Below are 14,782 nucleotides of genomic sequence, written 5' to 3'. Positions count from 1 at the left end.
CCTTACTTATTTCGACGCGGCAAGCGCGTGTACATGGGTGAGTTGCTCGGCGATCGGTCCCAGCCCCAAGGCCGGGAAGAAGTTCAAGGCGCCGACCAGCAGGATCACGCCCACCACCAGACCAACGAACAGCGGTCCGTGGGCACCGAGCGTACCGGCGGACGCCGGCAGCCGTTGCTTGGCGGCCAGCGACCCGCCCAAGGCCAGTAACGGCAGATAACTCCAATAGCGACCGAACAGTATGCATAGACCGGTCGCCACGTTATAGAAGGTGGTATCGGCACTAAGCCCCCGAAGGCGCTGCCGTTATTGTTCGAGGCGCTGGTGAAGGCGTAGAGGATCTCGCTGAACCCGTGCGCCCCAGGGTTGAACGGCCCGGCGCGCCCGGCGGCGAACGCCACCGCCACCGATGTGCCGATCAACACCAGTAAGGGCATCACGAGGATCGACAACGAGACCATCTTGATCTCGAAGGACTCGATCTTCTTGCCGAGATACTCCGGGGTACGCCCGATCATGAGGCCGCCTAGGAAGACCGCGAAGACCACGAACGCCAACATGGTCGCAAGGCCCGAGCCCACGCCCCCGAATGCCGTCTCGCCAAGTTGCATGAAAAAGAGATTGACGAGGCCGGACAGGGGCATGAAAGAGTCGTAGGCGCTGTTTGCGGCGCCGGTCGAGGTGGCCGTGGCAAGACTGCCAAAGAGCGCCGAGCTCCCGGCCCCGAAGCGGTCCTCGACGCCTACCATATTGCCACCCCCGGCGTTGGCCGCGGTCGTCGCCTGACTGACCGGAAGACCATGGAACAGCGAGTTGGCCGCCAGATCGTAATGCAGGCTCGCGAGCGCCAAGGGCACAAACAGCACCAGCATGGCCGACAGGATCATGATGCTCTGGCGACGATCCTTGACCATGTGACCGAACATGAACACGAGCGCGGTCGGGATCAGAATCATCGCGATCATCTGCAGATAATTCGTGAACGCCGTCGGGCTCTCGAAGGGGTGCGCGGAGTTGGCATTAAAGAAGCCCCCACCGTTATTGCCGAGCTGCTTGATGGCCTCCTGCGAGGCCACCGGACCCAAGGCGATGGTCTGATGGGTGACATGCGTCTTGCCGCTTGTAAACGGTGCAATCAGATGCGCCTGGACATAAGCGCCCAGGGTCTGGGGCGCACCCTGCTCGAGGAGCACAAGCCCGAGGATGACCGACAAGGGCAACAGGACATAGAGCACAGTACGCGTCATGTCGACCCAGAAGTTGCCGAGATGACGACTCTTGGCGCGAATGATGCCGCGAATGATGGCGATCACGATGACGATACCGGTGGCTGCCGACAGGAAGTTCTGCACGGCCAGACCCAGCATCTGCGACAGATAGCTCATCGTCGACTCGCCGCCATAGGCCTGCCAATTGGTATTGGTGACGAAGCTCGCGGCGGTGTTGAAGGCCAGCGCGCGCGTGACGCCGGGGAAGTGCTCGGGATTGAGCGGGAGCCCGTGCTGCCACAGCAAAAGACCATAAAGAAAGACCATGCCCAGGAGGTTGAAGATGAGCAGCGCTATGGCATAACGCTTCCAATCCATCTCCTCGTCCGGATGGATGCCCGCCAGGCGATAGAAGAGGCGTTCGACGGGCCCCAGGGCGCGCGTCGCCCAGAAGGTCTCGCCGCTATAGACGCGGGCCATGTAGGCCCCAAGCGGCAGGGCCAACAGGATGGTGGCCACCAGCACGGCAACCAGGGTCTCGACAGGCGAGGTCATAGAAAGCGCTCCGGATTCAGCAAAAATACGAGGAGATAGACGAACAAGGCGACCCCCAGGGCCAGCCCCACCCAGACAAAGACGCTCATGACCTCCTCCGCAGGCGCTCGAGGAACGCGGTAAACCCAATCGAAGCGGCAAAGAACACGACAATCACGCCGAAATACACCCATGCCATCGGCACGTCTCTCCCAAGATGAGCGGGGCAGCCCCGCACCCAATCTGCAAGCAAATGACGTGCCGATATATATTTCTATTACATATCAATGGCATGGAGAGCACGGACAGCGCCCGGGGGGCGGCCTCATCGGTCTAGGCAGGACAACGAGGCCGGGAGTCCCGGGGCTGCGAGGAGATCGGCTGCCCTGACCGGGGCCTTGGGCGCTTGAACCGACCCTAAGAGTGTTGGGGCGCAAGCAGCGCCATCGGTATACCCTGCGCAGGGGTCTTACGGGGTTGTAAGGGAACCGCAGGTATCGGCACAACAAGACATGCCCGGGCCACGGGAAGGTCGGGCCCGGGCATCGGACCCGACCTTGCTCTAATTAACTTAAGGGGCACCGGCCTCGTCGAGCGCCGCCTGGGGAAACAGCTCGAGCAGTTCGGAACCCGTCTCGCGCACCTTTTCCACGCTCTTTTGGAACACCGAGCGCGTGATGCACGCCCCAAAGCTCTCCTGGCACCACTCCCAGGCCATGTGCAGAATGGTCTGTCCGGCCTGCAGTGCCACAGGCGCGGACAGGGCCGGCCGGCTCGGCTTTACCAGATAGTCACGCAACTCATCGGCGGCGACACCGTCGAGCGCGACATTGTGCAGGCGGGTTGCGAGAAACATGCGCAGGCTGATCGCCTTGCCGCGGTCGAGGGCCTCGAGGCGGTCGAGTACGTGGCCCAAGGCGAGCGCGAACGAGGCGGTGAGCGGGGCCACCGCGGTATCCGCGGCGTCATTCTTGCGGCTCTGGCGGTAGGCGCGCACCGCCGGCAGCGGATCGACGTCATCTTGATGTTGTGGTCGCCCGAACTGCTTTAGGATCTCGGCGTGCAAGGCTGGACGCAGATCGGGGGCGCGCGCGATCTTTGAGACATCACGCACGAAGTCGGTCAGGGTGATGTGCAGATAGGCATTGTAACGCTCCTCGAAAAGGTCGATGGCATTCATGATGTCATCGGCAGACAGTCCCTTTTCCCGGAAGCGCCCGAGCGCATGGTGGACTGCGATCCGCCGGCGCGCCTGCTCGGCCTCAGAGGCCTTGGGTGCGTCCTTATTCAAAAGCGCCTCGTAACGGGCCTTCATGCGTCCGATCTCGCCATCCTTTTCCGCGACGAGCCGCTCTAAGCTGCGTTCATACACCTCGAGCGCCTGGTCACGCACCGCGAGTTGGCGCAGAAAATGGAACAGGATCAGCGCGAAATTCGCGAGCGCGAGCATCAGGGCCGTGACCTGGATGAGGCGCAGGCGGGCGGCCTTGGCCGCGGCGACATTCTGCATGGCGGTCGTGAGCTGGTTCATGAGCCCGAGGAGGCGCAGATTGTGATGGGCCCCGAAGCGTATGGCCTGGCCCAGGCTGTCATGAGGGGCCAGCCCCTGGGCGTTGAGGCGTACGCGGTTCAATAGCCGGCGGTAGGGTTTCCATAAGGCGAAGGCCTCGTGCAAGACGCCCTTGGCTGCGGCCCCGGTCACCGCCGCGAGATGGACCGGTCGACCGGTGCCGCCGGGGACCATGCCGCCGTGGGCGAAGGCGTTGAGGGTATGATCGAAGAGGCCCACAGTGGCGCGCAATTCCCCCAAGGCCGGGGCTGCGCTACGGTCATGATCTTCCGCATAATCGATCCGGTAGAGGGCCTTCATCATGCGCTGTGACAGCATGCGTTGCCGGCCGGCGAGATTCACCGCCACCGCATTCCTCTGGATCTGTGAGGCCAAGGTGAAGTTCAAGACCAGCACGCAGAGATCGAGCACCAGAAACAACGCAATCGAGGATACGAGCGTGCGGTACTTGGCGGCGATGCGCATGGGTGCCTTGCCTTCGGTCATAAGATACCCCCTTCACGTGATCGTTCGCCGATCCCTGGCAAAAACGGGGCCAACCCGCATGCTTTCGGCAAGTGACTGTTTCTTCACCATTAAGGCACTCCTGGTGCCGGCAAGATACGGCACCAGACTGATCCATTGCGAGGCGCGCCATGCACCTCGCGCCCCGACGTAGGGCGAAGCGCGCCTTGTCAGACAAGCGGCCTAGACTATTCTTTCCAAAACGGGGGTGTACTCTTGCCGGATGATGCCAGATGAGTAACGTGGTGCCCGAAACGAACGGCGACCGCGGCGATGCGCCGCGACGGCGAATACTCGTGGTGGACGACGACGATGGACTGCGCGCCGGGCTCGCCATCGGCTTGAAGCGCGACGGCTACATGGTACAACTGGCAAGTGATGCCCACGAGGCGACCGAGAAGCTTGCGAGCATGGACTTCGACCTTATCCTGCTCGATCTCCACCTCCCGGGTACCATAAACGGCCTGAGCCTGCTGAACACCATCCGTGCCGAACGCTCGCCCCTGCACCTTCCGGTCATCATCATCTCGGGTTCATCCGATAGCGCGAATATCGTGACGGCCTTGCGCGACGGGGCCAACGATTATGTCGTGAAACCCTTTGACGCCGGCACGGTGCGCGCCCGCGTCCGCACACAGATCACGCTCAAGGCGCTGAAGGACGTCAACGATCACTTTCTGCGGACCGCGAGCCATGACCTGAAAAAACCGATCATGCTCATGCTCGACATCGCAAGCCAGATCCGGCTGTCGACACAAGGCGGTGAACCGATGTCGGCCGACGATCAATCGGCCTTGGATCTCCTGATCGATACCGGGAAGTACATGCAACAGATCATAGGTGAGCTTCTCGATATGGGCGCCATCCGCGCCGGTCGTATCCATCTGCAAAAGCAGTCCACAGACTTCGGCGCCATCGTCCGGCAAGCCGTGGCCCACAATTCCGGCTATGCCCATGGCAAGGGTATCGAGCTTGGCCTCAAATTCTCGCCGGGGCTGCCCCACATCCTGGCCGACGAACTGCGCCTCCTGCAGGTGCTCGACAATCTGATCGGTAACGCCATCAAGTTCAGTCCGGCGAAGACCCGGATCATGATCTCCACCCTCATCGACGGTGAGTACATCGTGTGCGAGGTGTCCGATGAAGGCCCTGGACTGTCCGCGCAGGACCAGGCGCACCTCTTTCAGCCCTACCGGTCGCTCAGTAATAAACCCACCGGGAACGAGCAAAGTACCGGCCTGGGTCTTGCCATCTGCAAGGAGTTGATCGCCCTCCACCAGGGCGAAATCGGGGTGCGCAACAATGTCACCCGCGGCGCCACCTTCTGGATCCGTATCCCGGTGAGGCCCTCGCCGACACACGATGTCATCCTGGCCGAACCCGGCATGACTGCCGGACAAGCGACCTAGGAACGCCGATCGCTGAAGGCCGTCACTGTAGGCGCGGACCCCTCCTTTGCGCCGACAGGAGCGAGAGACACGACCGGGGCCAACTGCCCTCCCGGATCGGGGCGCCCCGGCCCCACGCGAAAGAGCGTGATCTCGGGCGGCGCGAGCAAGCGAAACGGCGGCCCCCAGGCCCCGGTCCCACGACTCACATAGAGATAAGAGGCGCGCGCCAGACGAAAAAGCCCGTCGTGCGCCGGATAGTAGAGGCGGGTCAGAAAGCCCAGAGGGAAGATCTGGCCCTTGTGAGTGTGCCCGGAGAGTTGCAGGTCGAAACGGGTCTCCGCACCAGGCAATACCTCGGGGCGATGCTTGAGCAACACCGTAAAGACCCCATCCGACGACAGTCCGCGCAGGACCCGCACCTCGTTTCTCGCCGACTCACCCGGCCGACCGGCCACCGGATCATCCACGCCCACGATCCGCAGGCCGGGAACGGTCACCGCGCAATTGCGCAGCACGACAAACCCGCAACGCTCCATGAACGCGAGCGCCGGCGCAAGACCCGCGTAACACTCGTGATTGCCGATGACCGCGAACTTTCCAAGGCGCGGCTTCAAGGCCGACAAGACCTCGGTCACGGGTACCGCAAGGCCGGCCCGCGAATCGATCAGATCGCCGGTCGACACCACGACATCGGGATCATGGTCGCGCAGCCGCTTCAAGAGCGCCTCGATACGCCGCCGCCCATTCATGGACCCTATATGCACATCCGAGACCTGGGCTATGCACAATACCCCGGAAGGGCCGACATCCTTCGTGGTCGGTATGTCGATCGTCTCGACACGAATGCGGGAACGCTCGATGAAGGCGTAGAGCGCCAGTGCCACGGTAAGGCCGAGGGTGATCGCCAGCGACACGAGCCTGGCGGCAGGCGCAGGCGGCGCACCGGTCAACAGGAACGAAACCGCCAACACCAGATCGGCCGCGAGTCGTGCCATAACAAACAGCAGCACCAGGCCGGCCCAGGTATAGCCGATCCAGGAAAACACCCGACCCAAGATTCCGAACCCTCGCCGATCGAGGCGCCGGGCGAGAAACGGGGTCAGCCCAAGACCCGCAAGCGCCGCACCAAGACCCAGGCGTGCGGGCCACGGCAACCCCAGGCCGGCGGTCAGGACATGCCATATGAGGACGTGCGCCAGACCATAAAGGGTTACGAACACAGGAAAAATCATCTATGAACCCCCGAAGGCCAGACGCCATTGTGGCGCATCACCCCGAGCGCTCCCAGGCACCTTTAGACACCCGCATCAAACTATCCGGCAAACGGAACGTTTCAATATAAGGGCGCAATGCGCCTCACCGCCTCAGGAGTCCAGCGCGCGCGCCACGATCTCGGCGAAGAGCGTATCGAGTTCGGCGCCCAAGGTGTCGAGATCCGGGTGACCGTAGGGTGCGAACACGCGCGAAGGGCGGCGGTACGTCACCGTCGTGCGGCCGTCCCGGACATAGATGTGGAGGCGCAACGGGATATCGAGCCCCGCCTCTTTGCGTGCAGTCCATACACGGACTGCGAAGTCCGGCCGAAAGACCTCCAATATCTGATCGCAGTCGACGGTAAGGCCCTTCTTGGCGGCGTTGGCCTGTCCGTTGATATGCGCCACAAGACCCATGGGTACCGCGGCGACTGCCGCCTTCAAACGCTCCACGGTCTCGTCGCAGTCGTAAGGCGATGCCGTTTGCACCAAATCCTTGCTCATCCGCTCGTCCTTGTCCGGCAAGACCGGCTTTGTACTGGGAAGACCCCGGGCGATCAGAGATGACTGCAAACTCAGGATGCCTGAGACCCTGGACCGCATCCCGACAAACCCCCTTGCCGTCTGCCCGATGATCGACTGTAATGAAAAACATCAGCGGCTGCTCTATCATTCGCCGACTTCGAGGCTCACACAAAATCCACCCAAAGACAAGACTGACATCATGCGCCCGACATCGATCCTCATCATCATCCCCTGGCTGCTCGTTTCGGCGTCGGCATGGGCCCTGCCCATGCCCTCGCTCCCGAATCCCTGTACCGGCCCCTCGGGCCTGCTCGCGGAGCTCGACCGGCCGACTGTCGCCGACAGCGCCTGCGTGGCCCAACCGGGACGCGCCATCTTGGAGATGGGCTATGCCCACCTCAATACGAACGACGGCACGCGCCAAACGCTCCCGCAGACGGAACTGCGATTCGGCCTGCCGCATCGGAATGAATTCGTGCTCCTGCCCCCGAACGCGATCTATGCCGGCAATGAAAACGGCGGCGAGACCGATTACAGCGCGGTGGTCATGGGACTCAAACACGAATGGGGCTATACGCGCCGATGGATCTATACCGGCGAGGTGCTGTTCACGGCACCCGGGACGCGCAATGCCGCCGGCACCACAGACGGCTGGGGAACGGCCGTGAACGGGATCGTGAGTTACAGCGTGACGCATAGCGTCGCGCTCGGGCTCATGCTCGGGGTCACGAGCCTTTACGACCAACAAGGCCGCCGCTATACGAGCCTGAACCCGGATTTCACCGCCACCTGGCTCATTGACCCGCGCTGGCAACTGTACGCCGAGGTCTATGGGCAGACCCACACCGGCCAGGGGGTCGGCAGCGGCTGGGACACCGACGGGGGGGTACAATACCTCGTGACACGCCGCATCGAGGTGGATGCGGAGATCGGGCAGCGCTTGTCCGGGGCCCTGGGCGGCTACCGCCACTACTGGGGGATGGGTGCGGGATGGGAGTTCTAGAAAAGGGCGGCGGCAACGATCCTGCGACCTGCGAACGCGAAGGTGTCACGAAGTTCGCGCTTTACTACACCCGCAGCGCACCGTTCATGGCCGCGCGCCTTGCCACCCTGCAGGCCTGGCGGCGGATACTCTTCGATCTCGGGCTCATAGGGCAGGAGCTCACCGCGACAGGCGCTGTCGGCTTCGGAAACGTAAGTGAGCGCTTCGATGCGCAAGATCGCAGCGGGTGCTTTGTGATCACCGCGACCCAGACCGGCCACAAACCCATACTCACACCCAAAGACTACAGTCTCGTGACGGGCTGGGACCTGGCCGCCAACCGCATCGACGCCGAGGGACCGGCGCCGCCCTCCTCGGAGTCCCTGACGCATGCCATCTTCTACGCATCGCGCGCCGACGTGCGGTATGTATTCCACGGCCACTCACCGGAGATCTGGTCGTGCGCCGACGTCCTCGGACTCCCGTCGACCGATCGCCGCGTGCCCTACGGGACCCCGGAAATGGCGCGCGAGGTCCAGGCCCTCCTCGCCCTCCCCGACAGTCGCGCCGCCGGGCTCCTGGTCATGGGTGGCCATGAAAACGGGGTGATAAGCTACGCCGCCACCGCCGATACCGCCGGCGACATCCTCATTCAGACCTTGACCCGCGCCCGCGGCCTGGCGCCGAAGACGAGAGACCAGCGACCATCGGGATAAGGATTTCCGCACCCGCCCATAAAGGCCATCAGGCCTACCCGCCATGCGCCACAGACCAGCAGGACCATCTGGCCCGCACACAAGGTATCGCAACACCTGGCCCTCAGAAGGCCCCATGATCGGGCAAGGCCTTGCGCATCACCGCCAACGCCGATCGGACCGCTTCGGGATGCCAAAACGTTCGTCTCCATAAGGAAAGGCCCGGCGCTCACCAGTGAATTCATCCAATAACGCGGGAAACCCTGGGGTTCAGCCCAGGGAGGGAGAGCGCGGCGGCGTAAGCCGCCCCTGTTCCCGCTTCTCCTATGTCAAAGGCTCTCTGCGTGAGGGCATATCCATACCCATCCGCCCTCTGGATTAGGGTGCAGAATCGGTGAGGGATGCCTTGGACCAGACCGGTTGCGGTCTGGATGTTGAAACTCCCGCTGGCGCGGATGGCCACGCGGCCAAGATACCTACCCGCCTTCTTCCCGCTCGTAACAAAAGCCCGGACCAGATCCCCCGTCTGGAACCCAAAGGCGCTTTTGTTTCGGGTCAAATATCCGCGGGGGAAACCGTGGCGGGTGAGGCGCGTACGTTGGTAACTCCCCCGACCTGTGGCCTTGATGGTTAGGACGGGTTGTTGCCAGCAGTGGATGGCATCAACGTGCCCGACACAGGCGGCATCGAGGCTATGGGTCTTGGGGAGGTGCAGGCGGTGACGATTCCACTTGGTCCGGCCGCCGCTCGCGACCTCCACCTCGAGGCCTGTCGCCTTCAACCGCTGGACCAGGGCCCAGCGGGTGCTATTCACGGCGGCGGCGTCTTTCAAGGGGGTTTTGGCCTGGGCCTGGATCCGTCGTAATACCTCCGGCTGCTTGGCCAAGAACTGTTCCAGGGGACTATTGCCCTTGGCCTGGTTGCAGTCGTGACAGGCGAGGGTGAGGTTGCTGACGCGATCGCTCCCGCCCCGACTCTTGGGGTGGATGTGATCGATCTCGATGGGTACGCCCTCCTGGCCGCAATAGACGCATTTCCGCCCCCACTTCTCCAGTAAATATTCTCTCACCTCGTACCCGGCCAAGGTTCCTTGCTGGTACATGACGCCAGCGATCTCGGGGTCTTGCATCTGCTGGGTATCAAACCGCACCAGCTCCTGCGACAGGGATGTCACGGGCGCCCACCGGCAGAGGCGATCGACCCAGGAGGCTGTCGTATCGACCCGGTGCTGGAGGGACGGGGCCAACCACCCCTCCGGTCTGGTTCTGTTGTCGAAACGGTCTGGGCGATGCCGCAAGTTCCCACGACGGCGCCGGCGGAACGCCCGGCGCTGGGTCAAGACCTCGTGGAGGGTCTGGCCCCGGTGCGCGATCTCCAGCAACATCACCACGACAATGGTCCGGATCATGGCGCCAGTTACTTCGTCCACGGTCTCTTGCTCCCGCACAAGCGCCAGACCGGTGCCTTTCGACCCCGGATCCGCCTGCAGCCGCAATGGTTGCAGGGTGGAGTCTTCCTGCAACCGGTCCACCAACCGGATGGTAAACGGCACTATCCGGTGGATCCGCGCCCGACCCCGCGCCAACAAGACCCGGGCGCGCCGTTCCGAGCACGGCATCAATGGTCTTTTCCTGCGATCTAATACCAATACCGCCATACGATCCTCTCTTGCTCCAAAACCGCCCTTACGGGCGCCAGTGACGCGGGTGTCTCCACCCATCTCCCCTCGGGAATGTCAGCAACCGGCTCCACCCTCTCGGGTGCGGTGAAAACATTCGGCGCTTTGCCTTTCGCCCGCATTATTCTCACCTTCCAGTGTCCGGGACTGAGGAAGCATCCCGGAGTGGGTCGTAACGACCTGTTGCAAACGTAGCGGGTTGGATACCGCTTTCCCTGGTCAACCGAGCCTTTTGGTTTTCACCTCCAAGCTCCGGCATTTATGCCGGGGTAGTTGACAACCCATGCGCCGATACCAAGCGACGAGATCCTGCCGCAGGTCGATTACCGTGATCTCGGCGTGCTGTGTGCCCCAGTCAGTCACGGCCCAGCGTTCGGCATGCTCGATCACAGACCGCCCGAGGCCCCGGCCCTGCAGACCGGGGCAGATCGCAAAGAGCCAGAGATCGACCCTGGTCGATGACGCCTTTTCGAGATGGATACAGCCGCACAACGTCCCCGCGCTGTACGCCTGCAGGATGCGGCTGTCATCGCGCGCGCGGATCGCGCGCAGCATATCGGCATCGATGCGTTGTCTACCCAACAGGTGCGCCTCGCTCGTCCAGCCCTTGACCGGGCCGGTGGCACGATAGGCGTCGTTCACGAGCTTGGCGAGCACGGCGGCCTCGCCGGCACCGGCAAATCTCCATTCGCTGATGGCGCCCACGCGGCACCCTCTCTCGATCAGGAAGGCTCTCTATAGTAGGGCATGCTGGGGGACAGGCGCCACTTGCCATCGTGCCGGGCTTCGGGTCACGCGGCCTTTACCGAAGCCATCCACCCGGCATGAGTCACGCCTGCCGTGGCATGCCGTAAAAGGCGCGCGCCCCTCCGACGCCGCCCTTCATGCTACAGGAGGGGGCGCGTCAGCCTTGGCCGGCTCGACACTGGCCGGTCGCGACGCCCCACCCGCCAGACGCACAACCACTGCCAGCAGCGCCGCCAAGGCGAACCCGACCAGCGGCGAAATATCGACTCCCCCGAGCGCATGGGCACCATAGCCCACCCATAGAGGGTTGCTCGAAAAAAGCGCGCTCGCCACAATCGCGATCACCAGCACCCCTGCGCGCAAGCGACGACCTTCGGCCCATGATGCCGGGTCCGGCGGCAATCCCCGGCCCAAAAGGTCCCCCAGTATCTGCACGACGACCACACCCGTCCAAGGGGCGGCAACGATGATGAGGAGAGATAGGAATGTCTCGAACACGTCCAGAAAGGTCGGGGCATAAAACAGGATCCAGATGGCCATCGCCGTGCCTATGGAGGCATCCACGAAGGTCGAGAGGCGTCGATTCAGGTCACGCCGTAAGGTAACGGCGAGGCTAAAGGCCGAGCTGAACGCGTTCAAGAAGTTGGAGGCGAGCAATCCTACGATCGCGAAGAGGCAAAACCCATAGTACAGAACCTCGCTATGAAACATCCCCCGCGGAAAGGCGATACCGTCCCTGCCGAATGTCACTCCGCCCGCCTGATACAAGGCCACGGATACAAAGAGGATCACGAACGATCCCAGGAAGCCCCCGACCGCGGGCGCCCACGCGACGCGCGCAAGTGGCGTGTCGGCGCGCGTGAACCGGGAGTAGTCGGATGCGAACATGGTCCAGGAAAGCGCCCCGCCCATAAGCCCCAGGGACAAGGCGCCCAGGGCCTCGCGCAGCGTAGTCATCGACACGGCCGTGCGGGTGCTCAGAAGGCTTGCCTTCAAAGGCACATGAAAAAGGATGACGATCGAAAACAGCATGAGCAGAACGGCGCCTGCCTTCTGGGCCGCGACGATGGCACGGTAGCCAAGGAGCGGGACCGTGAAGTTGGCAAACAACGATACCGCGAGCGCGATCAGTGTCGCACTCACCGGATAGACGACCTCGCCTTGAAACAACAGACTGCGCACGATATAGATGACGATCACAAGGACCACGCTCTCCCACCCCACCTGGGAAAGCCAATTGGCCGCTGATATGACACGATTGACGCGCGCACCCAATAGATGCTCCGAGACCACCATGGTCGGCAGACCATAGACAAACCCAGGGATGCTCACGATGCCGACTAACAGGAAACACCCGGAAGCCGCCAGCATCACCCACAAAAACGGCGCGCCCGGGAATGCCTGCGCCATGATGCCGCCCAAGGGAATGGTCGAGGCGGTCATGGTCGCGGCGAGCCATATAAAGAGCGCCCCCCACGAGGAGCCGTGGCGCTGGTCCGCGCCGGTCGCCCCTAGAGAATGCCGTTCGCGCGCCATGGTTTGGCCCCCCTTCTTATGCCACGCCCAACACCGCTCATGAACCGTCGCCACTGATGTGCACGGTGATCTCGAAGGTCGTGTCTCGCCTCGGCATGCGCTTTAGGAACGGTGGGAAGTGTCCGCGCTCGACCGCCGCAAGCGCGGCGCCGTTCACCGCCCGAATATGACTAGGCACAAGCACCTTGGCCCACAGCAGGCGGCCGCTCGGAGACAGCCGGAATTCTATCGTAGAGCGGCCGGAAAGGCCCATGGCCTTCAGCATGGCCGGCACGTGCAAATGCCCCTGTATCATGGGCCGCACGAGGCCCACGTAGCGCGACATGAGCGAGGCAAGGAGTCGCGGCGACGGACTAGGCGCGGGCGCCGGCTTATGCGCCTTCAGCGGCACCGCCTTATGGGGATGGGCCACAGGCCTTGGCCTATGCGCCGGCACCACAGGTACCGTCTTCGGGACTACCTTGGGTTTTATGGGCGGCGGCACCACCTCATGCACCGGGGCCCTGGTCACGATCGGCTTGGGGGGAATCTTATGGACCACAGGCGGCGGAACCACAGGTCGTGGCCGCGGCTTGGGTTGCGGCGGCACAGGCCTCGGGAGCGTCACCATCTGTACCGCGATCGAACTTGGACGGACCGTGCGCGGCACGCTGTGAGGCCACAGGGCCACAAGCGCGACTAGCGCGACCTCCAGCACGAAGGCCCCAGCCAGGGCATACCCGAACACCCGCGGCTCGTCGCCGTCCCCGTCACCGCCAGCGCGCGTCGGCCCACTGGACCACCCCAAAACGCTCATACGCGCCTCCTCGACCCCCATCCCTTACCGTCCGGCAGCCCTTCGACACGCATTATTCGTCCACGAGACCCGTTCATGCCTTGGGCTCCGTGGCGATCCCGATCTGGCTCACGCCGGCCTTGCGACAGGCGTCCATGACATGCACGAATTCCTGGAATGGCACCTTCTTGTCGGCCGCGATCGTCACCTGGGTCTTGGCCGGATCGCCATCCCCATGCAGCATCGCAACCAAGGCTGCCAGGTCATAATGCTTGTCGTTCACGATCACCGTACCCGGGGTCTTTACGTTGATGACAAAATGCGGATGCGGCAACGCGTGCGCCTGGCTCGATGTCGGCAGGTTAAGGTGCAGGCCCCGATCCGAAATCATCTGCATCGTGATCATGATGAAGAATACGAGCAGGAACAGCATGACATCGATCATCGGGATGATTTCCACACGACCCTTCTTGCGTCGACCCATTCGTGGTGTCATGGCATCCTCCCGTCAGATCATCACGCGGCCGGCGGACGACCGCCCTTCTTGCGCTGGCGCCGGCGTGACCGATCCGGTTTCCGGCCAGACCGGCGCACCATCCATGCGATTGAGCAACAGGATCTTCAAGGACTCAAGCTGATATACGATCTTCTCTATGGCATTATTGAAGGCATTGAAGCTTATAAGCCCTACCATGGCGATGAAAAGTCCGGTGGCCGTCGCAATCAGGGCATCAGCCACACCGGCCGTTACCGAGGTTGGCGCATGGCCAGGCAATGCCAGTATCGAAAAGGCATGAAACATCCCTATTATGGTTCCGAACAGCCCGAGAAGCGGTGCCAGCGTCACGATCGTGTCGAGAAGCCACAACCTCTTGTCGAGAGTGGGCGTAATGAGAAATATGGTCTCATCGAGCCGATTGGCAAAGGCCTCGCCGCGTGCGCTCCCATAGTGATGGATGAGGCCAAAGTAGCGCTGTGCCACCTCCACGAGGCGCGCCTCCGGAAGCCCCGCGCAGCGCTCGACGATCTCTTTCAGGTCATCGCGCTGCATCTTGCCTCGTCGGGATATGTCCTGAATCACCTCCTTGCCCTTTCTAAGGCCGCGCCGCAGGAACCATAGCCGATCTATGATGACCGCGATCTCCAACATCATGACAAGCGCCAAAACATACAGCACGCCATCTGAATAATTAGCCAAATGAACGATATATTGCAGGACTACCATATTCGTCTCCTTCGCGTGGACTTCTGAACGAACCATGCCATGCATTCCCCAGGTCGACGCGGTAACGCCTCACGCCGCCGGACTTGAATGCATCCTTGCATACACCTACAGCATGTTTCGTGCCATACGATGCTGCCGGACTGTGGCGGCCAAACCGCG

The 14,782-nt window shown here is 62.7% G+C and carries 13 protein-coding genes and 1 pseudogene; 3 read left to right on the top strand and 11 right to left on the bottom strand.

Going from position 1 to position 14,782, the window contains the following annotated elements; all coding sequences use genetic code 11:
- Positions 1-6: 6 nt before the first annotated feature.
- The 3 genes and pseudogenes from kdpA to C4900_RS03465 form a co-directional block, all read right to left on the bottom strand.
- A pseudogene (gene kdpA, locus C4900_RS03475) lies at positions 7-1,763 on the bottom strand (potassium-transporting ATPase subunit KdpA).
- Complete coding sequence (gene kdpF, locus C4900_RS03470; RefSeq protein ID WP_065971781.1) at positions 1,760-1,852, bottom strand: K(+)-transporting ATPase subunit F; 93 nt, start codon at positions 1,850-1,852, stop codon at positions 1,760-1,762. Before kdpF ends, kdpA begins: the two are co-directional and overlap by 4 nt.
- A gap of 461 nt (positions 1,853-2,313) precedes the next feature.
- Positions 2,314-3,798 carry a type IV pili methyl-accepting chemotaxis transducer N-terminal domain-containing protein gene (locus C4900_RS03465; RefSeq protein WP_065971782.1) on the bottom strand — a complete coding sequence of 495 codons (1,485 nt, stop codon included), beginning with the start codon at positions 3,796-3,798 and terminating at the stop codon, positions 2,314-2,316.
- 251 nt (positions 3,799-4,049) lie between these two features.
- Here C4900_RS03465 and C4900_RS03460 point away from each other — a divergent pair, with 251 nt between their 5' ends.
- On the top strand, positions 4,050-5,225 hold the full coding sequence (locus C4900_RS03460; protein WP_065971783.1) for a hybrid sensor histidine kinase/response regulator: 1,176 nt from the start codon (positions 4,050-4,052) through the stop codon (positions 5,223-5,225).
- On the opposite strand, the gene C4900_RS03455 is transcribed toward C4900_RS03460, so the two are convergent.
- The gene (locus tag C4900_RS03455; protein WP_114282325.1) at positions 5,222-6,439 is read right to left on the bottom strand and encodes a metallophosphoesterase; all 1,218 of its coding nucleotides are present in this window, start codon (positions 6,437-6,439) and stop codon (positions 5,222-5,224) included. The two genes, C4900_RS03460 and C4900_RS03455, sit on opposite strands and share 4 nt — an antisense overlap.
- Positions 6,440-6,571: 132 nt before the next feature.
- On the bottom strand, positions 6,572-6,952 hold the full coding sequence (locus C4900_RS03450) for a DUF302 domain-containing protein (protein WP_065971795.1): 381 nt from the start codon (positions 6,950-6,952) through the stop codon (positions 6,572-6,574).
- Between the two features lie 232 nt (positions 6,953-7,184).
- Here C4900_RS03450 and C4900_RS03445 point away from each other — a divergent pair, with 232 nt between their 5' ends.
- Positions 7,185-7,988, top strand: a complete 804-nt coding sequence (locus tag C4900_RS03445) for a transporter (RefSeq protein ID WP_170132395.1) — start codon at positions 7,185-7,187, stop codon at positions 7,986-7,988.
- Positions 7,976-8,683 (top strand): class II aldolase/adducin family protein, encoded by a 708-nt coding sequence (locus C4900_RS03440; protein WP_065971785.1) that lies wholly within the window; start codon positions 7,976-7,978, stop codon positions 8,681-8,683. Before C4900_RS03445 ends, C4900_RS03440 begins: the two co-directional genes overlap by 13 nt.
- A gap of 220 nt (positions 8,684-8,903) precedes the next feature.
- On the opposite strand, the gene iscB is transcribed toward C4900_RS03440, so the two are convergent.
- The 6 genes from iscB to C4900_RS03410 form a co-directional block, all read right to left on the bottom strand.
- Complete coding sequence (gene iscB / locus C4900_RS03435) at positions 8,904-10,319, bottom strand: RNA-guided endonuclease IscB (RefSeq protein ID WP_114282323.1); 1,416 nt, start codon at positions 10,317-10,319, stop codon at positions 8,904-8,906.
- Between the two features lie 240 nt (positions 10,320-10,559).
- Positions 10,560-11,045, bottom strand: a complete 486-nt coding sequence (locus C4900_RS03430; protein WP_114282322.1) for a GNAT family N-acetyltransferase — start codon at positions 11,043-11,045, stop codon at positions 10,560-10,562.
- 177 nt (positions 11,046-11,222) lie between these two features.
- Positions 11,223-12,623, bottom strand: coding sequence for a purine-cytosine permease family protein (locus tag C4900_RS03425; protein WP_114282321.1), 1,401 nt, complete (start codon positions 12,621-12,623; stop codon positions 11,223-11,225).
- A gap of 37 nt (positions 12,624-12,660) precedes the next feature.
- Positions 12,661-13,419: an energy transducer TonB gene (locus C4900_RS03420; protein WP_065971797.1), complete on the bottom strand. Its 759-nt coding sequence runs from the start codon at positions 13,417-13,419 to the stop codon at positions 12,661-12,663.
- A 73-nt stretch (positions 13,420-13,492) separates the two neighbouring features.
- On the bottom strand, positions 13,493-13,894 hold the full coding sequence (locus tag C4900_RS03415; RefSeq protein WP_065971789.1) for an ExbD/TolR family protein: 402 nt from the start codon (positions 13,892-13,894) through the stop codon (positions 13,493-13,495).
- 12 nt (positions 13,895-13,906) lie between these two features.
- Complete coding sequence (locus tag C4900_RS03410) at positions 13,907-14,623, bottom strand: MotA/TolQ/ExbB proton channel family protein (RefSeq protein ID WP_114282320.1); 717 nt, start codon at positions 14,621-14,623, stop codon at positions 13,907-13,909.
- Positions 14,624-14,782 lie beyond the last annotated feature (159 nt).

The organism is Acidiferrobacter thiooxydans (assembly GCF_003333315.1).
In the GTDB taxonomy this organism is placed as follows: Bacteria; Pseudomonadota; Gammaproteobacteria; order Acidiferrobacterales; family Acidiferrobacteraceae; genus Acidiferrobacter; species Acidiferrobacter thiooxydans.
The sequence above is the reverse complement of the archived record's forward strand: the minus strand, read 5'-3'. Positions and strand labels throughout refer to the sequence as shown.

Coding starts and splice junctions, on each gene's coding strand:
- kdpF (WP_065971781.1), bottom strand. CDS start 1,852: ATGAGCGTCTTTGTCTGGGTGGGGCTGGCCCTGGGGGTCGCCTTGTTC.
- C4900_RS03465 (WP_065971782.1), bottom strand. CDS start 3,798: ATGACCGAAGGCAAGGCACCCATGCGCATCGCCGCCAAGTACCGCACG.
- C4900_RS03460 (WP_065971783.1), top strand. CDS start 4,050: ATGAGTAACGTGGTGCCCGAAACGAACGGCGACCGCGGCGATGCGCCG.
- C4900_RS03455 (WP_114282325.1), bottom strand. CDS start 6,439: ATGATTTTTCCTGTGTTCGTAACCCTTTATGGTCTGGCGCACGTCCTC.
- C4900_RS03445 (WP_170132395.1), top strand. CDS start 7,185: ATGCGCCCGACATCGATCCTCATCATCATCCCCTGGCTGCTCGTTTCG.
- C4900_RS03440 (WP_065971785.1), top strand. CDS start 7,976: ATGGGAGTTCTAGAAAAGGGCGGCGGCAACGATCCTGCGACCTGCGAA.
- iscB (WP_114282323.1), bottom strand. CDS start 10,319: ATGGCGGTATTGGTATTAGATCGCAGGAAAAGACCATTGATGCCGTGC.
- C4900_RS03425 (WP_114282321.1), bottom strand. CDS start 12,623: ATGGCGCGCGAACGGCATTCTCTAGGGGCGACCGGCGCGGACCAGCGC.
- C4900_RS03420 (WP_065971797.1), bottom strand. CDS start 13,419: ATGAGCGTTTTGGGGTGGTCCAGTGGGCCGACGCGCGCTGGCGGTGAC.
- C4900_RS03415 (WP_065971789.1), bottom strand. CDS start 13,894: ATGACACCACGAATGGGTCGACGCAAGAAGGGTCGTGTGGAAATCATC.
- C4900_RS03410 (WP_114282320.1), bottom strand. CDS start 14,623: ATGGTAGTCCTGCAATATATCGTTCATTTGGCTAATTATTCAGATGGC.